29 protein-coding genes are annotated in these 20,747 nt (G+C 40.3%); 18 read left to right on the top strand and 11 right to left on the bottom strand.

Translation table 11 applies throughout. The annotated features are described in order from the left end of the window. From AKG39_RS15170 to AKG39_RS15130, 9 genes are all read left to right on the top strand, one after another. On the top strand, positions 1–1,148 hold a 1,148-nt coding region (locus tag AKG39_RS15170; RefSeq protein WP_050741256.1), incomplete at its 5' end, for a thiolase family protein. Between the two features lie 561 nt (positions 1,149–1,709). Further along, positions 1,710–2,627: an AraC family transcriptional regulator gene (locus tag AKG39_RS15165; protein WP_050741255.1), complete on the top strand. Its 918-nt coding sequence runs from the start codon at positions 1,710–1,712 to the stop codon at positions 2,625–2,627. A gap of 59 nt (positions 2,628–2,686) precedes the next feature. After that, positions 2,687–4,387 (top strand): aldehyde ferredoxin oxidoreductase C-terminal domain-containing protein, encoded by a 1,701-nt coding sequence (locus tag AKG39_RS15160; protein WP_050741254.1) that lies wholly within the window; start codon positions 2,687–2,689, stop codon positions 4,385–4,387. After that, entirely contained in the window at positions 4,384–4,593 is a 210-nt protein-coding gene (locus AKG39_RS20120) for a ubiquitin family protein (RefSeq protein WP_050741253.1), read from the top strand. Before AKG39_RS15160 ends, AKG39_RS20120 begins: the two co-directional genes overlap by 4 nt. 33 nt (positions 4,594–4,626) lie before the next feature. After that, positions 4,627–5,412, top strand: coding sequence for an IclR family transcriptional regulator (locus AKG39_RS15150; RefSeq protein ID WP_050741252.1), 786 nt, complete (start codon positions 4,627–4,629; stop codon positions 5,410–5,412). Between the two features lie 118 nt (positions 5,413–5,530). Further along, positions 5,531–5,959: a DUF2798 domain-containing protein gene (locus AKG39_RS15145; protein WP_050741251.1), complete on the top strand. Its 429-nt coding sequence runs from the start codon at positions 5,531–5,533 to the stop codon at positions 5,957–5,959. Between the two features lie 75 nt (positions 5,960–6,034). Next, positions 6,035–6,220, top strand: coding sequence for a hypothetical protein (locus tag AKG39_RS15140; RefSeq protein WP_050741250.1), 186 nt, complete (start codon positions 6,035–6,037; stop codon positions 6,218–6,220). Between the two features lie 349 nt (positions 6,221–6,569). Next, a complete protein-coding gene (locus tag AKG39_RS15135) occupies positions 6,570–7,499 on the top strand; it encodes an Ig-like domain-containing protein (protein WP_050741249.1) in 930 nt (309 codons plus the stop codon). A gap of 379 nt (positions 7,500–7,878) precedes the next feature. Continuing rightward, entirely contained in the window at positions 7,879–8,307 is a 429-nt protein-coding gene (locus AKG39_RS15130) for a DUF1810 domain-containing protein (protein ID WP_050741248.1), read from the top strand. A gap of 109 nt (positions 8,308–8,416) precedes the next feature. Here AKG39_RS15130 and AKG39_RS15125 read toward each other — a convergent pair whose 3' ends face one another. Genes AKG39_RS15125 through AKG39_RS15105 form a run of 5 tightly spaced genes read right to left on the bottom strand, consistent with a single transcriptional unit; the run spans position 8,417 to position 10,993 of the window. Further along, entirely contained in the window at positions 8,417–9,184 is a 768-nt protein-coding gene (locus AKG39_RS15125; protein ID WP_050741247.1) for an ABC transporter permease, read from the bottom strand. Next, positions 9,185–9,943 (bottom strand): ABC transporter ATP-binding protein, encoded by a 759-nt coding sequence (locus tag AKG39_RS15120; RefSeq protein WP_050741246.1) that lies wholly within the window; start codon positions 9,941–9,943, stop codon positions 9,185–9,187. Between the two features lie 16 nt (positions 9,944–9,959). After that, positions 9,960–10,310: a DUF1048 domain-containing protein gene (locus tag AKG39_RS15115; protein WP_050741245.1), complete on the bottom strand. Its 351-nt coding sequence runs from the start codon at positions 10,308–10,310 to the stop codon at positions 9,960–9,962. A 9-nt stretch (positions 10,311–10,319) separates the two neighbouring features. Further along, the gene (locus AKG39_RS15110; RefSeq protein ID WP_050741244.1) at positions 10,320–10,667 is read right to left on the bottom strand and encodes a DUF1048 domain-containing protein; all 348 of its coding nucleotides are present in this window, start codon (positions 10,665–10,667) and stop codon (positions 10,320–10,322) included. Further along, complete coding sequence (locus tag AKG39_RS15105) at positions 10,664–10,993, bottom strand: PadR family transcriptional regulator (protein WP_423230043.1); 330 nt, start codon at positions 10,991–10,993, stop codon at positions 10,664–10,666. The genes AKG39_RS15110 and AKG39_RS15105 overlap by 4 nt, the downstream gene beginning before the upstream one ends. 368 nt (positions 10,994–11,361) lie before the next feature. Here AKG39_RS15105 and AKG39_RS15100 point away from each other — a divergent pair, with 368 nt between their 5' ends. After that, positions 11,362–11,919, top strand: a complete 558-nt coding sequence (locus AKG39_RS15100; RefSeq protein ID WP_050741243.1) for a dihydrofolate reductase family protein — start codon at positions 11,362–11,364, stop codon at positions 11,917–11,919. A 188-nt stretch (positions 11,920–12,107) separates the two neighbouring features. Here the strand turns inward: AKG39_RS15100 and AKG39_RS15095 are convergent, their stop codons facing one another. After that, positions 12,108–12,494 (bottom strand): carboxymuconolactone decarboxylase family protein, encoded by a 387-nt coding sequence (locus tag AKG39_RS15095; RefSeq protein ID WP_050741242.1) that lies wholly within the window; start codon positions 12,492–12,494, stop codon positions 12,108–12,110. Positions 12,495–12,580: 86 nt separating this feature from the next. Between AKG39_RS15095 and AKG39_RS15090 the strand changes: the two genes are divergently transcribed. Continuing rightward, positions 12,581–12,928: a MerR family transcriptional regulator gene (locus AKG39_RS15090; protein ID WP_050741241.1), complete on the top strand. Its 348-nt coding sequence runs from the start codon at positions 12,581–12,583 to the stop codon at positions 12,926–12,928. 135 nt (positions 12,929–13,063) lie between these two features. Then, positions 13,064–13,495: a VOC family protein gene (locus AKG39_RS15085; protein ID WP_050741240.1), complete on the top strand. Its 432-nt coding sequence runs from the start codon at positions 13,064–13,066 to the stop codon at positions 13,493–13,495. Between the two features lie 179 nt (positions 13,496–13,674). Here the strand turns inward: AKG39_RS15085 and AKG39_RS20800 are convergent, their stop codons facing one another. Next, positions 13,675–13,893: a GntR family transcriptional regulator gene (locus tag AKG39_RS20800; RefSeq protein WP_341408274.1), complete on the bottom strand. Its 219-nt coding sequence runs from the start codon at positions 13,891–13,893 to the stop codon at positions 13,675–13,677. 36 nt (positions 13,894–13,929) lie between these two features. Here AKG39_RS20800 and AKG39_RS15075 point away from each other — a divergent pair, with 36 nt between their 5' ends. The 4 genes from AKG39_RS15075 (at position 13,930) to AKG39_RS15060 (ending at position 16,354) form a co-directional block, all read left to right on the top strand. Then, a complete protein-coding gene (locus tag AKG39_RS15075) occupies positions 13,930–14,286 on the top strand; it encodes a DMT family transporter (protein ID WP_050741238.1) in 357 nt (118 codons plus the stop codon). 182 nt (positions 14,287–14,468) lie between these two features. Continuing rightward, a complete protein-coding gene (locus tag AKG39_RS15070; protein ID WP_050741237.1) occupies positions 14,469–14,666 on the top strand; it encodes a hypothetical protein in 198 nt (65 codons plus the stop codon). 144 nt (positions 14,667–14,810) lie between these two features. Continuing rightward, a complete protein-coding gene (locus tag AKG39_RS15065; RefSeq protein ID WP_050741236.1) occupies positions 14,811–15,434 on the top strand; it encodes a CatB-related O-acetyltransferase in 624 nt (207 codons plus the stop codon). Between the two features lie 212 nt (positions 15,435–15,646). Further along, positions 15,647–16,354: an alpha/beta hydrolase gene (locus AKG39_RS15060; protein ID WP_050741235.1), complete on the top strand. Its 708-nt coding sequence runs from the start codon at positions 15,647–15,649 to the stop codon at positions 16,352–16,354. Between the two features lie 107 nt (positions 16,355–16,461). Here AKG39_RS15060 and AKG39_RS15055 read toward each other — a convergent pair whose 3' ends face one another. Both AKG39_RS15055 and AKG39_RS15050 read right to left on the bottom strand, forming a co-directional pair. Continuing rightward, the gene (locus tag AKG39_RS15055; protein ID WP_242852629.1) at positions 16,462–17,112 is read right to left on the bottom strand and encodes a class I SAM-dependent methyltransferase; all 651 of its coding nucleotides are present in this window, start codon (positions 17,110–17,112) and stop codon (positions 16,462–16,464) included. Further along, positions 17,090–17,650: a PadR family transcriptional regulator gene (locus AKG39_RS15050; protein WP_050741234.1), complete on the bottom strand. Its 561-nt coding sequence runs from the start codon at positions 17,648–17,650 to the stop codon at positions 17,090–17,092. Before AKG39_RS15050 ends, AKG39_RS15055 begins: the two co-directional genes overlap by 23 nt. A gap of 231 nt (positions 17,651–17,881) precedes the next feature. Between AKG39_RS15050 and AKG39_RS15045 the strand changes: the two genes are divergently transcribed. Continuing rightward, positions 17,882–18,715 (top strand): AraC family transcriptional regulator, encoded by an 834-nt coding sequence (locus AKG39_RS15045; RefSeq protein ID WP_050741233.1) that lies wholly within the window; start codon positions 17,882–17,884, stop codon positions 18,713–18,715. A 172-nt stretch (positions 18,716–18,887) separates the two neighbouring features. Continuing rightward, positions 18,888–19,436: a DUF6144 family protein gene (locus AKG39_RS15040; RefSeq protein WP_050741232.1), complete on the top strand. Its 549-nt coding sequence runs from the start codon at positions 18,888–18,890 to the stop codon at positions 19,434–19,436. Positions 19,437–19,583: 147 nt separating this feature from the next. Here the strand turns inward: AKG39_RS15040 and AKG39_RS15035 are convergent, their stop codons facing one another. Then, on the bottom strand, positions 19,584–20,186 hold the full coding sequence (locus AKG39_RS15035; protein WP_050741231.1) for a class I SAM-dependent methyltransferase: 603 nt from the start codon (positions 20,184–20,186) through the stop codon (positions 19,584–19,586). A gap of 96 nt (positions 20,187–20,282) precedes the next feature. Next, positions 20,283–20,663, bottom strand: a complete 381-nt coding sequence (locus tag AKG39_RS15030) for an RrF2 family transcriptional regulator (RefSeq protein WP_050741230.1) — start codon at positions 20,661–20,663, stop codon at positions 20,283–20,285. Positions 20,664–20,747: the final 84 nt, after the last annotated feature.

The raw sequence follows: 20,747 nt of genomic DNA, 5'->3' as shown, positions 1-20,747 counted from the left end.
ATTTCAGCACACCATTCTGTAAATGGCAGGGAAGCCTTCAGAATGAAAACTCGATTAAACTGGCAGCGGATACAAGCAAGCGGTTTTTCGAAGCAAAGGGTTTAGATCCGCAGATGATCGAATTTCTTTATCTCGGTCATACTATTATCCAACCCGGATCTTTCTTCGGCGCATCCTGGGCGGCTAACGAAATGGGATTAAACATTCCTGGAATGGCCATCAGTCACGCCTGCGCGACTTCCACCAACACCATGTACTCAGCTGCTTTGGCTGTTGAAACCGGCAATCTTTCAACAGCGTATTGCATGATGACGGACAGAATTTCAAATGCCCCGCATATTGTCTGGCCAAACCCTCAGGGACCGGGTGGGGAAGTGTTGTCGGAAAATGTCAACATGGACAACATCAACCGTGATCCTTCCACCGGTAGCGGTATGCTCAACACCGCCGAAAATGTTGCCAGAGAGTTTGGCTTCACGAGAGAAGAAGCCGATGAAGTAACCTTAATGCGATATGAACAATATGCCGATGCCCTGGCAAATGATCGCGCCTTTCAAAAGAAATACATGTTCCCCATCGAACTGAAATCAAGAAAAAGCACCATCATTATCAGCGAAGATGAAGGCATCTCCAAGACTTCAAAAGAAGGTCTTCAAAAGCTTAGAACGGTTGCTGAAGGGGGTATCCATACCTTCGGTTCGCAAACGCATCCGGCTGACGGGAATACCGGGATGATCATTACCACCAAGCAAAAAGCCGCGGCATTAAGCACCGAAAAAGTAACGGTACAAGTCATTTCCTACGGTTATAATCGCACCAAAAAAGCTTTCATGCCTGCGGCTCCGGCAGGTGCCGTACAAATGGCACTGGACAATGCCGGCATTGGCATCGAGGCTTTGGTGGCCATTAAAAACCATAGTCCGTTTATCGCCAATGACCTTCATTTGGGAAAAGTATTGGGAATCGCACAAGCGCGAATCAATAATTATGGGTCCTCATTGGTATTTGGTCATCCTCAGGGCCCAACAATTGCCCGACTGCTGATGGAAGGCATCGAAGAAGCCGTTATCAAAGGCGGCGGTTATGTGTTAGCCTGCGGATGTGCGGCCGGTGATTCTGCTGCTGCCATCATTGTAAAAGTCAGCTAGTTTTATTTCACACCAGGATGCGCCCTGAAGCATTTCATACTGGGCGCATCCCGGTATCACTGCTTGAAGATGGAATGTCTCCCATAGGCTGTGGCTGAGAATCTCTGGCGAAAAATTGTCGGGAAACGCACAAAGAGAAATGGTCGGGTGTCGGCTTCTGCATAGTTTAAAAATATTTGATGGTTTAATTTATGTATTAATTCGAGCCCATATTTAAGCATAATTTCTTCTGATGAGATAAACATAACAGAACTTCTTTTTTACTGAGAGTTCAAGAGAAAAAGGAGTAGAATATGAATAAATAAGAAAATCAATACATGGTATAATTGTGATAAGTAATTAATGTAAACGAATTCGGTCTGGCCGAATTATTATTACTGTTGTTTCTCGGTTGGTTCATTGTTTTGCAGCTGATGCGCAAAGAATAAAGGATGGCTCAGCTGCTTTATAATTCCGTATATATTGCCGACTAACAGCCAGAATTAGAGATTTCTGAAATGCTTTGATTAGCAATGAGTGATAATTCGGATATGGAATTATTGAGAAAAAAGGAGAGATAAAATGAGTTATTCATTTGATGAACGCCATAGATATAATGATTTGATGGGAACGTACATGACGTTAACTTATGACTCTTACAGTATCGTAATCCATAATAACCAGTTTATGAATCAGGACCACATAGAATTCCCACACAGTCACGATTTCCATGAACTTTATTATGTGTTGGACGGCCGAATGGTAATTATCTGCGATGGCAAAGAATTGGAACTTGAGAAAAATGACATACTTTATTTGGCACCCAATGTTGAACATAATATGAAAACAGATACCTTTTATGGAAATGAGAGATTTCTAATCACCTTTGAAATAATAAATAACAAATGTGATGACAGTAAAGTGACGGCTTTGGAATATCAAATTGAAGCATTGACTACTGTCTTGAAAAATAATAGCAAATACTCTGTATCAAAAGATACAAATGATGTGCTTGCATTGATAGATGACCTTTGTGGAGAGTATCTCAATAGCCAGCATTTCTATTATTTGAAGCTTCAGGGATTAATATCAATGATATTAATCAGTATGATACAGACTATACCTGTAGGAAAAGATGTCAGGCTCAATGATTATTTAGAATATGAAAACAGAGCACTTCTGATGACGAAATTTATTCATCACAATATAAGTGAAAAAATTACGCTTGATAAAATGGCGATAATTTTTCACACAACTCCCCGACATGTTAATCGAATATTTAAAAAGTATTTCAATACGTCCTTCAACAAGACTTTGATTGAAATCAGATTGGGCTACGCAAAAAGATATCTTGTCGAGTATGATTACTCAATTGAGAAAATCTCAGAGTTGATCGGATTTGATTCAGTAAGGATACTATATAAACTATTTAAAGAAAAAGAATTCATGAGTATGAACGAATATCGTAACAAGTACTTGCGTAAATCAAATTTTGGTTAGGGTGTCAAGCGGTTTGGATTAAATGTAACCGTTCATTAATAATAATTCAGGAGATAATCATGTGGAAAACAATACGAATTGACTCAAATAATAACACAATTAAATCAGAAAACTACAAAGATGAATATTTAGGGTTGGGCGGTCGAAGTTTAATCGCACAATTTTTAATAGATGAGGTTAACCCAACATGTGATCCTCTGGGTGAAGATGCTAAAATCATATTTTGCACAGGTATGTTTGCCGGCAGTGGATTAGTTTGTGCAAATCGCCTATCTGTTGGTGCTAAGAGTCCGTTGACCAATGGAATAAAAGAATCAAATGTTGGTGGAAGTGCAGCCGGCGCTTTGGCTGGACACAATATACGCGCTATCGTTATTGAAGATATACCCGAGGGGGATGCTGCAATGAAGATAGTTCTAATTCAATCCAATGGAACAATCAGTCTGGAAGATGCGTCACCGTATCAAGGGATGAATAATTATGAATTTGTTGAGAATATGCAAAATAATTATGGAGAAAAGGTCTCAGTGATTTCCATTGGTCGGGCTGGAGAAAGGCTGTACAAGAATTCTTCTTTGCAGGTAACTGAATTTGGCACCAATTATCCATGCCGCGCTGCCGGACGGGGTGGATTGGGATCTGTTTTAGGCTCCAAACGCATTAAAGGAATTGTCATCCAAAAATCTAATAAAAAAAATACGCTCGAATTTGCGAATCAAGAACAATTTAAAAAAATTAAAAAAGAACTCAATCAATCAGTAATTGAATCGTCAAAGACAAGCCCTTTTTCTTTAGTAGGAACTGCTTCTACTATCGATTTAGTGGGACCCGCAGGAATCATCCCGACACATAATTTCACTGGCGATATCTCTGAAAATATAGAAAATTTGAAATCGGATAAGTTCTTGGAATTTGTCAATAAAAATGGTAAAAACCAACATCCTTGTCAAGCCGGCTGTTTGGTTAAATGTTCAAACATTATCAATGATGCTGACGGAAACTTTTTAACCGGTGGATTTGAATATGAAACCATTGCGCTCTGTGGTCCAAATTGTGATATCTATGATTATGAAGCCATCGCAAAAATGGATCGGATATGTGATGATATTGGCCTTGATACCATTGAAACAGGAGCATCCGTGGCCTTGTGTATGGAAGCAGGACTGATCCCATGGGGTGATGCACAAGCAGCTTTGGCATTATACCAACAAATATCTGATGGGACGGATCTGGGAAATCTGCTTGGCCAAGGTACTGGGGAAGTGGGCAGACATTTTAATAGCAAGCGAATACCAACCTGCAAAAACCAGGCAATGCCTGGTTACGATCCGAGAGGTTCACTGGGTACAGGTTATACCTATGCAACAACGTCCATGGGTGCTGATCATACAGCAGGAATAACCTTAGGACCAGACGATCCAACCGATATTGAAGGGGCTGTTGCAACGTCCAATCTAATGCAGCATATTTTTGCCATGGCTGACAGTATGACATGTATGATGGCTATGGCAACCCTAGGCGGCCAACTCGATAAGGTGGCTGAGTTATATAATGCCATGTATGATGGGAATTTAAATCCCGACGACCTATTTGCAGCTGCCGATAAGACATTGCTTTTAGAAAGGGAATTTAATGAAAAAGCAGGTTGGAAACCAGAAGATAACGTGATTCCTGAATTTTTCAGAAATGAGGCATTACCTTCAACAGGTAAAAGATTTGATATTCCAGTCAAATTACTATCAATGAAAGTTAAGCAATGATCGTTTTTAATAATAAGGCGTTTGACTTTGTTGAAAATACAACAATTGCCCAATTCATTGAATTAATGAAAGATCAACTGATAATAGAAAATACAGCATTACTCATCACAGTAAATAATCAGTTGATATCGCCTTCGGCAATATATACAAAAATAATTTATGATGGCGATATTATCAAAACTCGCTATTTACCGATGGGTGGATAATTATAATTGGAAATTGAAATAGGAGACTCCCATTTGGACGCTAAAAAAAAGAAAACGAATCTGTCATCCGTTGGAAATACTCTGTGTATTTTAAACTGCTTTACTGTTGAACAACCCGAAAAACGAGTGACCGATATCGCCAGGGAACTGGATTTAGGAAAAAGTACGGTGAGTCGGTTGCTTGCTACCCTGGCAAGTGAAGGCTATGTAAAAAAAAATCCTGAAACTCAAAAATTCAGTTTGGGACTGCGGCTCCTATCGCTGGCAAGCACGCTGACATCCAATTTAGAAATCGTCAGGGAGGCAAGACCGGTTTTACAGCAACTGGTGCAGGAAACATCCGAATCCGCACAAATTGCTGAAATCGAAGGCAATCGGATGATTTATGTGGATCAGGTAAAGTGTAAGCAACCCATTCGTATCCTGGCACACATCGGCCGGATCAATCCCATTCATTGTACGGGTTCAGGCCGTTTGCTCCTGGCTTATCAAAGTGAGAAGCGGCAGCAGGAGCTGTTGCATGGAGAATTGATGAAGTATACACCCAACACAGAGACGGATCCCGTTAAAATACAAAAGGATCTGGAAACAATCAAAAATCAGGGTTATTGTATCATCACCAATGAGTTAATTGAAGGGGTTGTCTCCATTTCTGCACCTATAAGGGATTACCGTGAAAGAGTGATTTCAGCAATTTCTGTCGTTGGACCCCTCAACAGATTAACCGAGGAAAAAATTATCTTTTGCAGAAACCGTGTCCAGAAGGCAGGCCGAGAAATTTCGAAAAAAATGGGTTGTATCAGTGAATATTTTATCTAATAACCGAAACTGTTGCGTATAGAGGAATTGCCATGTTGTATGAAGAGTGGATAAAAGATATCATAGAAGTATCATAGCTATGAAATTTTTTGAATGAATGTATTTGAGGTAATTTTTTATGAACAGCAAACAGAACTTTTTTTTCACTTTGACGTATTCAATTTTTATCAGTATCGTACTCACCTTTTTCATGACAGCGGTTTTTGTAGGATTCACCGATGGTTTCTCAGAAGCCTATTTATCGGGAGTAGTAATATCCATTGTGGTCTCAACAGTTCTTTCATTTTTGGTTTCACCTATTTTGGAAAGGACCATTCTAAAAGATCAGGATATTACAAAAATCCGAATGATGGTTTTTAATTTCCTGCTGGCCATTGCTCTCACAGCCGGGGTGACATTTTGTATTCTTCTACTATCAAGCGGACTGTTTCCAGGATTTTTGGTTCATTGGCTGAAGACGTGGCTGGTAGCGGCGGTTATGTGCTTCATCCTCATTGAATTGACCGTTGAACGGTTTCAGCAGTTGACAGTTAGTGTGATCAAATAATCAATGCTGAACCTGTGTGAAAGAAACTAATTTAATTCGATCCGCTACTGGAAATAGGGGAAATATCTTAATCCAATGAGTTGGCGATGGAGCGATGAACGTCTTACTGAAATGCTGAGACAAAACAGCGAATACCATAATCTGGGAGAATTGTCTATTAAAAAGCGAAATCATCTGATCCGACAAATTCACAGTGAAACCGGTGGAAGTATCCGCCAATTGAGCCGGGTCCTGGGGCTGGGCAAGATGATGGTAGAGTAGGCATTAAAAGAATAAACAGGACAAACGAAACGTCCCCGCGTCATGAGTGACTAAAAAGCCAGCGACACTAAAAGTTGTCGCTGGCTTTTTAGTGTCCTTAATTTATTCATAAATTAGCAGCCTTTTTAAGATGTTTTGTTATTTTGGATTTATCTCGGGTAAGCTAATGCTATGCTATTGAGCAATGATATGCTGTTATTGTGCAATAGTTATTTAATGCGACTCACCAACAATAAAAGGAGGTGATAGTAAAAATTAGTAACATTGAGAAAAAAGCGGCTGAAATTAGGCTTTTTTGCTTAGTTTCGGAATTAAATCATTCAGTAAAAAAACAAAAGGAGATTTTGAAATGAAAAAATTGACAATTAGTTTATTTGCAGTGATTATGATGGTTAGTTTGCTTTTTTCATCAAGTGCTTTTGCATCTACAACTAATCATGATGAAGTCGATGAAATCGGGGTTACGTATCGAACCCATATCCAAAATCAAGGTTGGGACCAGGGTTGGGTATTTGACGGAGCAATGTCTGGGTCTGAAGGCCAATCACTGCAACTGGAGGCTGCGGAAATTAAGCTTGTCGGTGCGCCGGAAGATGCAAATATCAAATATTTTGTACATGTACAAGATATCGGCGACCAGAAACCCGATCGTGTAAATGGCGAACTTGCCGGCACTGTAGGCGCAGGGCTGCGTTTAGAAGCCATATCCATTAATCTTGAAAACTTGCCTGGCTATACCGTTATGTACCGAGTCCATGTGGAAAATCTTGGATGGCAGGAATGGGTTTCTAATGGAGAAATGGCTGGAACCACGGGAATGGGTTTAAGATTGGAAGCTTTAGAAATTAAAGTTGTAAAAAATGAAGTCGGGGTTACGTATCGAACCCATATCCAAAATCAAGGTTGGGACCAGGGTTGGGTATCTGACGGAGCAATGTCTGGATCTGAAGGACAAGCACTGCGCCTGGAGGCAGCGGAAATTATGCTTGTCGATGCGCCGGAAGATGCAAATATCAAATATTTTGTACATGTGCAAGATATCGGCGACCAGAAACCCGATCGTATAAATGGTGAACTTGCCGGCACTGTAGGCGAGGGGCTGCGATTAGAAGCCATAAGCATTAAACTTGAAAACCTGCCTGGCTATACCGTTATGTACCGAGTCCATGTGGAAAATCTTGGATGGCAAGAGTGGGTTTCTGATGGAGAAATGGCAGGAACCACGGGAATGGGTCTAAGATTGGAAGCTTTAGAAATTAAAGTTGAAAAATGCAACTAAGCCCCAAACGTTGGTCAGCCAGATGGAGCGGCTCTGCATCGCATCACCCATATAAATAGCATCTGATTTACCCTACTGCATGAGTGCACTGCGCAGGCTATCTTAACACTTGATGGTGCCTGTCGCAATAACTTATTGAGAATTCCAGTAGTATAATTGGATTTTATGTTGAATAGTAAACAGTGTGCAATAGAAATATATTGTGCACTGTTTTAAATTGCTTCAAGAGTCTTTGTACTCTTTTATAGTATCATATGGTCATCAGAAGAAATGAAGTCCCAATAAAAAATATCATGCACAGAATCAATCATCTATTCGGCCATTATTATCAGAAAAAAATGTACCAATAGTATAATATTATACGAAGAGGAGTAAGATTATGGAAGGAATAGAACGCTTTATAAAAGCACAGGAACATAGCTATCAAAAAGCATTACAGGAAATAAAAAATGGCCGCAAACGCAGTCATTGGATGTGGTATATCTTTCCGCAGATTAAAGGTTTGGGATACAGCTCTACAGCAAAGTATTATGCTATCCAAAACCGTGCGGAAGCTTTGGCGTATATGGCCCATCCGGTGCTTGGTTCTCGTTTATTGGAAATGTCTGGGGAACTGCTAAAGCTAGAAACCAGCGATGCCAATAAGGTGTTTGGCCAGCCCGATGATGTGAAGATGAAATCATCAATGACATTGTTTTACATGGTGAGCGGCACTTCTTTATTCAAGCAGGTGCTGGATAAGTTCTTCAGTGGTGAGCTTGATGTCTTCACCATTGATCAATTAAATGGGGAAGAAGAGAATGAATGAACATGACAAACGAAACATCCCCTTGGCATGAAATAAAAGCAGGCTGAAAGGTATTTTCCAGACTGCTTTTATGAAGGTTTTTGCGATGACACTTGGATTCACTGTTTTTTCACACTCGTTTTTTGTACGCCCTCATTGCAAAGATATAGGCCACGATCGTAATCCCGATGCACCAGGCGAGCGCGATCCAGATATCATTACCCACTGGCTGATCTGACAACAGTGCCCGGATGGCATCGACGATGGCGGTTACCGGCTGGTTTTCGGCAAAGGCGCGAACAGCCGGCGGCATCGACTCAGTCGGCACAAATGCCGAGCTGATAAACGCCAGGAAGATAATCGGATAGGAAAAGGCGCTTACGCCGTCCACGGTTTTAGCCGACAATCCGGCAATCGCCGCTATCCATGTCAAGGCCAGGGTAAACAGTGCGAGTATACCAGCTACGGCAAACCATGCAAGTAACCCCGCCGGCGACCGAAAGCCCATAATCAACGCTACCAGGATGATGACGGCAACCGATATGCCGTTGGATATCAGCGAGGTCAGCACATGTCCCCATAGTATGGTTGAACGGGTAATCGGCATCGAGTGGAAACGCTCGAAAATACCTCCTTGCATATCCATAAATAGGCGGTAAGCCGTATAGGATATGCCGCTGGCAATAGCAATCAGCAGGATGCCGGGCAACAGGTAATTCACATAGTTATCAGTACCGGATTGAATAGCCCCACCAAACACATAAACGAACAACAACATAAACCCAATCGGCATGATGGTAACCGTGATGATGGTGTCCACACTGCGGAAAATATGGCGCATAGAACGTCCCAGCATAACGCTCATATCGCTGAAAAAATGTTTCTTTACAGTTTCCATTTACTTTTCCTCCTTTTTGCCGATGACGGCGAGGAATATCTCCTCTAAAGTCGGCTGTTTTTCGACATACTCCACCTTCGCTGGCGGGATCAGCTTTTTGAGTTCTGCCAGGGTGCCATTGGCAATAATCCGGCCCTTATGCAAAATGGCGATTTGATCGGCAAGCTGCTCGGCTTCCTCCAGATACTGGGTGGTCAGGAATACCGTCGTGCCGCTGTCGGCAAGCTCTTTGACGATCTTCCAAACCTCAATGCGGGCCTCGGGGTCGAGACCGTTGGTCGGCTCGTCGAGGAAAATTAGCTCCGGAGTTCCCACCAGGCTCATGGCGATGTCGAGCCGGCGATGCATGCCCCCAGAATAAGTGGACACTCTGCGGTCGGCGGCATCGGTTAAGCCGAAGCGTTTAAGCAAATTGTCGGTAACCACACCCGGATTTTTGAGGTGGCGTAGCTTAGCAATCATAATCAGATTTTCCAGCCCGGTCAAAATCTCATCCACGGCCGCAAATTGCCCGGTCAGACTGATCGACTGCCGCACATTGTCGGGCTTTAATGCAACATCGAAGCCGTTGACGACGGCGGTTCCGCCGTCTTGTTTAAGCAGTGTGGTAAGGATTTTGACAATCGTCGTTTTGCCGGCGCCGTTGGAACCGAGCAGGGCAAAAACACTGCCTTGCTCCACCTCAAAATCGACGCCATTCAGAACATGAAGCTGCTTGAAGGACTTTTGCAGTCCTTTCACTTGAATTGCTTTTTCCAATCTCGATATCCTCCTTTTACTTTGTTTTGTCGGTAACCTTTTTCATGGCCTTGCTAACTTTTTGGTCAACAGATTCTTGATAGATGTCAGCGTAAGTTTTTGAATCTTTGATTAGATCGTCGCAGAAAGCCGCCACGTCACTGCCCGTCACTTCAAGCACGCCTTTCCCTAGGGCCGCACCCTCTTCAAAAAGATCGACAATTCCCGAGAGCAAACCCTTCTCGTCGGTTAGCTCAACAGGGCCAACCTTAAAGAGATATTTTTGCATCTCTCTATAAACAATCTGATAATCTTGGGGGAGCGATTTGACACGGGCCATGTGCGCCCGCCATTCTTTTTTACCTTCGATGATATCTTGAATTCTCATTTTATCCTCCTATTTACCTAATTTTTTAGCGATATTATTGTTGAGTTGTTCGCGCCATTTGTCGCGATAAGACTTTGCCCCTTCTTCGCCAACCAGCGCTGAACAGAAGCCTTTGATATCGTCACCCAAAACCTCTTGGACACTCTGACCGTCGGCCGCTGTTTCTTCGAGCAGACCCAGTACACCATCAAGAATTGGCATGAGGTTACGACCAGTGAAATCCGAGTGTGGCCAAAGATTGGTTTTAATTTTTTCCCATGCCGCTTGATAATCAGGCGGCAGCTTTTGGGCTCGAGATTCAAAAGTTTTCAATTCTTTAGTCATGTCGCTGCCAGTAATTGTTTCCCAAAAATTCATTGTTTATTCTCCTTTAACTCATTAATTTTTGATGATACGAACGCCCATTTTTCCCAGAACTTCTCAAGTTCCTTGAGCCCTGCACCGTTAAGCACATAAAATTTACGCGGCGGCCCGATATCGGACGGTTTTTTTTCTATGTTTACTAATTTTTTCTTCTCAAGCCGTACCAAAATGGTATAGACAGTTCCATCCACAATATCTGTGAAACCGAGAGCATTCAATCGTCGCGTGATTTTATAGCCATAGGTTTCTCCGCCGCTAATAATTTCTAGTACACAGCCCTCAAGCAGGCCTTTGAACATTTCTGTTAAGTTTTCCAGCACAATCACCTCCAAGCTATTCTGTATTACTTACTACATCTATATAGTATTACATGGTAGCTAATTTGTCAATAGTTGTTTTCTTATATTGATTTTTAAAATCTAACTATATCACCAACAAAAATTTTTAAATTTAGTAATTGTTTTTTTTTTTATTATGTTACCCGAATTTATTGATTTGAAAAGCTTTTTAGGAAGTTTTGCGATCCGATCACTTTGCTATTAAAATGAATTAACCTTATATGTTGCAACTGGACAGAAATACCCCTATAATAGGAATCAAAGAAACTGCCAAGAAGCGCTGATATCAGCAAAGTAATTCAAATTTAACGTGACTTAGGTTTACAATTATTTCAGATGGGAGAACTGTTATGGGAAAAGTTATTTTAGGTGTAACCATATCTTTAGATGGATTTGCCGAAGATAGTAATGGCAGCGTCAACACCCTGTATCCGGATCTGGATACACTTAGGGAAACGGAAGTAATGAAAGAATCGATTTTAACAACTGGTTCGGTTGTGATGTCAAAAAAAGAATATGAAATGGCGGATAATCCAGATTTGTATGCCTATAATTACGAATATCAGGTCCCGATATTTGTATTCACCGATAAAAAACCTGAAAAACATCCAAAGGAAACGGATAAGCTGACCTTTACTTTTATCACCGATGGCGTTAAGAATGCGGTCATCCAGGCAAAAGCTGCGGCGGGCGATAAAGATGTTAACATTATCGGCAGTGCAGCAACAACACAGCTTTGTTTAAACGCTAATTTAGCAGATGAATTACAGGTTGATATTATTCCAATCTTCTTGCATTCCGGATTTCGGCCATTCGATACCGTTAATTTATCAGTCCAAGTAGAACGAATTAAAGTAATTGAATTACCGGCGGGAAGAACTCATATCCGATTCAAATTTATTAAATAAAGCCAAATCTTTGAAGGTTAGTCGAGCCAGTTTTAATTTTAGTATATTTTTATTCAACTTATTATGATGGATGGCAGCCCTAGCATGAACAGGTTTAATGGTTTTTCAGGAGGAGTGCCGGCTAATAATTCACCATCGATTCCGACTCAGGCTTTATAATCATTATAATAAACGTAATAGGTTCATTCTCATCCAACTGTTTTTTCATACGCTGCAAAAACATGTTTGGCAACATTGACGGCATTTAAAACCTTTGGAAAACCGGTGTAGGGTATACATTGAATAAATGCTTCGATAATCTTCTCCGGTGTTATTCCCACGTTTAAAGCCCCGTTAATATGGACGTCCAATTGGGGCTCGCATCCGCCGGCGGTCAATAGGCTGGTGATGGTGATAAGTTCGCGTTCCTGAAGGGATAGTCCCTCTCGAGGATAGATATCACCAAAGGCAAATTCAATAATATATTTCCCCAAATCAGGGGCGATTTCCTTTAGCGATTCAATAACTTTTTCGCCGCCGACACCATCGATTTTCTTAAGCTGTTCGGTTCCAATTTCATAACGTGTTTGATTCATTTGTGATTACCTCCAAAATTCTTTATAATACTAGTGTAGAGCTTAGACTATAGTCTAAGTCAATCATTATTTTGAAAGGCTTTAAAATGATTATTAGCGAAATGTCCACACTGACTAATATCAGTGAGCATACCCTTAGGTATTATGAGAAAAAAGCATTGATAACCGTTTCTCGAGATGAGCGGGGAAGGCGCAGCTATGATGAAAATGAAGTCGAATGGATTCGTTTTATTCAGCGATTAAAAGAAACCGGGATGCTGCTCAGGGACATTAAAAAATATTCAGATCTGAGAGCAGCAGGGGATAAAACCATCCTCGAAAGATTGGAACTGCTGGAGGAGCATCGATTGTTTGTGCTTGATGAGCAGAATAAATGGGAGAGAAATCTTGATAACTTGAATAAAAAAATAGAATTTTATAAGAATAAAGCATAGGGAATGAGGTTACCCCTTCGCTAATTATTCTACAATGATATTTAGCGAAGGGATATCTCAATTAACAATAAAAAAACAAAAATTTTTAGACCCATAAAATAATGGCTCTAAAAATATTATACGAGGAGAGAAATGATGAATAGAATTAATGTTATTTGTTTGGGCGTTAGGGATATGACTAAATCCATTTATTTTTATCGCGATGGTCTTGGTTTTAAAACCGATGAAACGGCCGATAATCCGGCAGTTATATTTTTTAATACCACCGGGACTAAATTTGAACTGTATCCGCTGATGCTGTTGGCCGAAGATATCAATCCCGACAGTCCGCCGCAATTGAGTAATGGTTTTGCCGGAATCACCCTGGCCATTAATGTGAAAGAAAAAGTAGAAGTTGATGAGCTAATAAAAATGGCCAAAGCAGCAGGGGGAACGATTGTAAAAGAACCAACCGATGTGTTTTGGGGCGGATATCATGCCTATTTTGCTGATCCGGATGGTTATTATTGGGAAGTTGCCTGGGGTCCTGATTTTCAATATGATGAACAGAATATGCTCATTTTTTAGAATCTATCATTCATCAGGAAGTCTTTTATACAAACAGCATGAATATATTACTCCTTGTAATTATTTATGCTGTTTGTGCTGCTTCCTTGCCAGTAAGAACGCTTCATTTCTATTAAACACTGATATTAAAATGACGCACTTCTTCCATAACCAGAAATCCAATTCTAAACTACCTTTCATCATTGAAAGTCAATTAATTTAACGTCTTCTTTCATGCCAGCGGAAGCATGCGTTTGGGATTTTTGGGAAGCAGGGGTTAAACCAGGAATTGTATATTTCGAAATGCCACTTGCTACGACGGTTCCTGAACCATGATTACCTTGCAAATAACCTTCCGCCATGAGCTGGCTATAAGCTTCTAAAACGGTACTTCGCGAGACGTCCAGATCATTAGCCAAATACCGAGTGGACGGCAACTTTTCACCGGCTGTCAGGTGACCTTTGCCGGTATCTGTCTTGTGCCCTTTGCGTTTAATGAGGCCTTACAATATAATTTTAAAGCGATCCCTCTGAAAACAGTGATCTGTATCATCTATTACGGGAGTTTTGTATCATTTTTATCTTATGTGCTATGGTTTAGAGGGATTGAAAAGGTTAAAGCCAGTGATGCCGCCATCTTTACCAGTGTGGTCCCGGTTAGCAGCATTTTACTGTCAGCCATACTTCTAAACGAAAAAATACTGTTGATCCACGTGATCGGGATGATTCTGATTGTTATGGGAATTCTAATCTCAACCACCAATCACAAAAGCAAATGGATTAAAATAGAATCCATTAAAAAACGGTTATAGAATTTTGCAAGTTTAATATTATATTTTTATTGGAGGGATTAGGGATTTATGATGGTTAATAGTGATGAACAGTTTCCACACATAATGAGACAAGCGCAGTACTGGAAAGGCCCGGGGGTGGTTGATGTGGCAGTTTACTCACTTCTTTGTTCGGACATGAATGCCAATGGGTCTAACCCCGATTGCTCGAAATAAAAAATGACCCAGCGGTTACGGATGGAAACTTAATCACAGCTACCGGGATCGCACCACTGGAATTCACGGTGGAAGTCCTTAAAGCTTTGGGAGTTTTTTCGCCAGAAATATTGGAGGCATGGTATCAGCTTTATAAAACCCACAAATTAGAGTATTTTTATGCGCTAATGCGTTCGACAGAGTAGCGAAGGTTGTCTTGAAGTAACAAATTTCAAGCAACGTTCAGTTAACGTAAACAAGAAAAAAATAAGGTGGTGAAGCAATGAAATGCTGCATTGTAATACCGGAATAGATCTAAAAAATAATTAAAATATTTAGGAGGATTTGAAATGTCTATTCCGGAACTAAACTATCCGCGGACTGGTGATAAGCAGACCATTTATCTGAATGCTGTTATTACCAATCCCAATATTAAGATTGGCAATTATACCATGTACAACGATTTTGTAAATAATCCCATTGATTTTGAAAAAAATAATGTGTTATATCATTATCCCATCAATCATGACCAATTAATTATTGGTAAATTCTGTTCCATTGCCTGCGGTGCAAAGTTCATTTTTACCAGTGCCAATCATGCATTGAAGTCTTTGTCGACTTATCCATTTCCTTTATTTTGGGAAGAATATGGCCTTGAACAGAAAGATGTTACCCAGGCCTGGGATAAAAAGGGTGATATTGTGATTGGAAATGATGTCTGGATTGGCTATGAAGCCGTTATTATGTCGGGCGTCCAGATTGGAAATGGGGCAATCATCGGAACCAGAGCCGTTGTCACAAAAGATGTTGAGCCCTACACAATCGTTGGCGGTGTGCCTGCAAAGCCGATCAAAAAGCGATTTGATGATGAAACAATTGAAAAATTACAGTCGCTTTGTTGGTGGGACTGGAATAAGGAACAATTGCGTGAAAAATTAAATGATATAATGTGTGGGAATATCGGTCAATTATAAAAATAGGTGTTGTTGCGAAAACAATAAAAAGCGAGGCATTGAGATAGAAAATCTTGATGCCTCGTTTTTTATTGTTTGATAGAATGCTTTGTAGAAATGAGCGAAACAAAGATGTATAATAAAAATATCGGATTGGCGCGCAGAATTTGAATTAAGGTTTGCACATGGGATAACGTCACAGATTTAATTACAAGTCATGACTAGGGGGCAAAATGATAAAACAAAAATTAACAATACATGGGATTCCAGCGATTATTTGGGGAGAGAATTCTGCTAAAGCATTTATAGCAGTACATGGAAATATATCAAACAAATCCGATGATGTCATCGTGGTGTTTGCAGAAAAACTAACACAATTAGGATATCAGGTGCTTAGTTTTGATCTGCCTGAGCATGGAGAGCGCAAAGATGATCCAACCCCATGCAAGGTACAATATTGTGTCAATGATCTTTCTGCCATTATGGAATATGCAAAAATAAAATGGGATGATCTCAGTTTATTTGCGTGTAGCATGGGAGCATATTTTAGTTTACTTGCCTACAAAGATGATCTTTTGAAGCAGAGCATATTTTTATCACCTGTTGTCGATATGGAAAGAATTATCAATAATATGATGACGTGGTTTAGCATCAGCGAGGAGCAGTTGCGCACTGAAAAAAAAGTTGCAACGCCGATCGGACAGGATTTATATTGGGATTATTATTGTTATGTTAAGGAACATCCTGTAAATTCATGGAATAATCCAACTGCAATTCTCTATGGCTCAGATGATGATTTGTGCGAATTTGATACGGTTTCAAACTTCGTACATCAATTTAATTGCGATCTAACCGTAATGGAACATGGAGAACATTACTTCCATACAAAAGAGCAATTGGAATTTTTTAGGCGCTGGATGGAAACCCATATCAGTGTTTAAATCAAACTCAACCAAGTTGGAATTGTAAACAGCTTTGTATAAGCTTAGAAAACGAATAACAAGGGCAATGCCTATATTGGGTAATTATGAGCGATTCGTTTATAATCTCACTTTTGACCGATGATACAAAGACCAAAGAAATCACTGGTTGCCGTAGCCTTGTGGAGACCGGAATGACGCAAAAGCTCGGTAATTTCCGAAATGGTATAGGCGGCATTTAATGATGTAATCAGTCCGGGCCGCATTTCTTTGGGCTGTGTGGAGAGATAGACCATTGTCCTGATCAGAGGATGTACATCACGACGTAAATCGGTGATGCAATAACGCCCACCGGGTCGAAGGACGCGATAAATTTCATCAAAGGCGCGAATGGGGTTCTCCCATTCATGGAGGGAGCCGTTGGAAATGACTGCGTCAAAGCTTTCATCCTCAAAGGGCATCGCAATACAGTTCCCCAACACATAGCGGGCAGGAATACTATATTGGGCGGCATTTTTTTCGGCGAAATGAATCATCGCAGGACTGATTTCGCAGCCAGTAAGAGATGTCGGATGAATCTTCTTGGCTAATTCCAGACCCACATAGCCGGGCCCGGGGCCGACCTCCAGAACATCACCACCCCGGATGCCGGAAGCAATCATATTGTCCACACCGTTTAAGCCTTTATCCCGCATACGGCGGGCAAATACATCAAAGGTTTCGACCGTAATTTCATTTTGAATGCCTTCGTTGGTTTCAATTACTCTCGTTTTTATCATGTGTGTTAACCTCCTTTAAGGTGTTTAATGATTCTTCTGCCCAGCTAAGCTCGGCCTGATAGTGGAGAATGTGATGTTTGAAAATGATGTTAGCAGTGGTTTTATAGTCTTCAGGGATGTGTGCTAAAGTTTCGTTACAGTGAATGATAAGCACATCAAGGGTTTTCTCAAGGTTGACAATATGCTGATTAAGACTGTCCAGCAAGTCACTGTGGTCAAGTGAATCAGAAAAATAAAAGGTGCCATCAATGTCAAAGATCGGGCGATAATTTATCTGCAAACTTTGGTGAAGCAGTTCCTTAAATTTGTCTTCGCCAGTATTACTTACTTGATATACGGTTTTTTCCGGACGCGCGCCCTGTTTGTCGCGGTTAGCAAGAATCAGCCCCGCAGCTTCCATTTTTTCAAGATGATAATACACGGTGGGCAGCTTAATTTGAGTAAAATCCTCCAGCTGTTCTTCAATCAGCTTTTTTATCTGGTATCCGTGCTGAGGGCCAAAGCGCAGGAGAAGTCCAAGAATATATAACGGAATCATGTAATCACTCCTTTCTAATTAGTCAGTACTGACTATAATTATACTCAGTACTGACTAATTGTCAAGCATTAATTTTACTGATTTATTCAATTTTAAAACAGACATAGCAGGGCATAAAATGATAAAAAAATTAAAAATACATGGTATTCCTGCTATTTTATGGGAAAATAATTCCAGGAAACTATTTATTGCTAAGCATGTAAATATGTCAAGCTTAGGGGGATAGAGCAGATGTTTACGAATAATTTAATCAATAAAGCCATCGATTATATAGTGGAAAATTTAAACGAGGAAATCTCCATCGATGATGTTGCCGATTACTGTCATATTTCCAAGTATTATTTTTGTAGAGTTTTCAAAGCCGAAACAGGTGAAAGCATTTATGGGTTTATTAAACGTTTAAAAATGGAACAAAGTGCCATCGAAATGAAGCTCATCAAAGATAAATCCATCACGGATATCGGTGTTGCCTACGGATACAGTTCATCGAATTACAGTTCAGCCTTTAAGAAGCACCATCATGTTTCCCCTGGGGAATTTCGAAAAACTGCAAATAGCAGCGGTGCCGCCCATCCTTTTATTCTGGATAAGAAGTTGACCTTTCAATCATTTGAGGAATACGAACAACAGATTCAAATAAGATATTTGGATGATTTTGTGGTCATCTATGAACGGTATCTTGGAAATTACCTTGATCTGGGAAAGAATTGGAACGAATTCACAGAAAAATATAAAGATTACATGAACGAAGACACCTTGATGATTGAGCGCTTTTACGATGATCCATCCATCACAAATGTAAAACAATGCTTATACGACATTTGCATGACAGTTGATAATAATAGCACCTTTGAAAATGCAATGACGATTCAGAGCGGAAAATTTGCCGTTTACAGCTTTGATGGGTTGATCCCGGATATTTTCGAAGCGTTTCAGGGCGTATTTAATATTTGGATGCCAAACAGCGGTTATGAAATGGATGAACGGTATGGACTTAATATTTATCGCAAAATCGACCGAGAAAAGCAGCATGTTGTCATGGATTTATGCATACCAATAAAATAGAGCAAGAATTCAGAAGTATAATAACAGGCTTTCTTATATAATCATAACTGTCATAGAAACCGTGTTGGTCTGAATAGAAAGCTGCTTTATGCTCTTTGGCAATTAGAGGGCATAAGAAAATTTGTACTAACAACAGTCGATCGCAATAAAATTAAAATATGGAGGTTAAAAAATGTTTGATATTAGAAAAATTCAGGAGCAGGTCATTTATGCGGCGGTTAAAGAAAAGAGCAATGAAGAAACTGCAAGAGCAATCATATCCGGACCGGATGAACATGGTAAAACCGAAGATAATCCTGCATGGGTAAAATCGACAATGAAGCGGTTGGAAAACCAGTTTGATCAATCGACCGTTCATCAGATTAGAAGGAACTGTCAGTGTAGTTACGGCATGGATGAAAAATTGGCGCTTGTCAAAGAACTGATAGAAGCATCTTCGAGCATGGAAGAATTTGGCAATCAGGAAAAGGCAAAAGCGGCGGGACTGTTTTGTAATAATGGGGAACTCTATCTCCAATTTCCCTTTTGTCCATGCCCGATGCTTGAAGGGGTTGATCGTCTGGAGACAGATACCTGGTGTCAATGCACGACTGGTTACAGTAAGGTTCTTTTTGAAAAAGCGTTCCAGTGTCAGGTTGAGGTGGAACTGCTGAAAAGCATCAAAATAGGTGATGAAAAATGCCTGATGAAGATTATTCCGGAAAATGATATCTGGAAATAAGTATCAAAGAACCAGCCGGAGAAATCTTAAAAGATCGGAGGGATGGTTCTACATCACGGCAGGAAAGATATCGGGGATGCTTGACATATCATATTATAAATTTGGTAGCTGGGATATATGATAGTCAAAACGTCCCCACGTCATAATTTACTTATTCTTTTTAACTGCTAAAACAGTATATATCGCATCATTGATTTTAGTTTTCTTCACAATTTCAAAGCCAATTAATGACAATACTTTTTCGAGATCTTCGGAGCCAATACGAATAGACATTGGCGGTCCTTCTATTATCAAGTCGTCCTTTTCATACTCCAGACATAACAAATGCCCTCCTGGTTTTAGTACCTCAACGATAGTTGCGAGTGCTTTTGTCAGTGAACTGACTTCGTGGAGTATTAAAGATGCCATAGCAAAGTCAACACTGTTATTTTGAAGACTTAAGTTCTCAATATAATCTTGAATCGGTTCAATATTAGTAAGTCCTTTTTCCTTAGCCTTATCTGCTATGACGCTGAGCATGCGTTCATCAGGATCCATAGCGTAGACTTTGCCAGAGGTGCTTTCGGCCATTGGAATTGTGAAAAAACCTGAGCCGGCACCGACATCGAGTAAAGTATGGTTCTTTTGAATGGGCATTTGGCCAATAAGTTCTTCGGGTGGTACGAGACGCTCCCTTTGCCTGCTGTCTAAAAAGGCAACTTTGGTTAAAAATTTTTGATCCGGTTGGTTGTCATGTTTCATGTGATTCATAATAAGACCTCCTATAAAATATAATGCAGACTGTAATTATCTATAATTGTGTTAAAAAATGAGCAGTTAGAGCTGCTTATATTTCTTGCTCATTTTTCAGACAACGTCGTAAATACGTTTTTCTTTAAGGTAGTTCACCATTTTATCTTCGGCATCTCTCATAACCTTTTCTATGGGACAAGCACGATTCTCGTCCATTTCACAAGTGAACAGCGCTCCGCTGCCCTCAGTGGCTTGAATGACGTCATAGAAGCTTATTTCAGTCTTAGGTTTCCTAAGACTATAACCGCCATTTACTCCAGGGCTAGACTGAATAAGATCAGCCTTGACTAATTGAGTTAGTATCTTGGACAGGTAGGTTGGTGATATATTCATGTGACTGGCTAAAGGCTGAAGACTTAAATTGTCTTTGCCATCTTGCTTAACCAAATAGGCCATTATGTGCAAAGCATAATCCGTTGCTTTCGTATATTTCATAGAAGTTCCTCCACAAAGATAATACAGACTGTATTTGTCTTTAATTATACGTGATTGATTTTACTTTGTCAATAACAATTGTTA

The organism is Acetobacterium bakii (assembly GCF_001263355.1).
Taxonomy (GTDB): Bacteria; Bacillota; Clostridia; order Eubacteriales; family Eubacteriaceae; genus Acetobacterium; species Acetobacterium bakii.
This window is presented reverse-complemented; position numbering and strand designations above follow the sequence as displayed.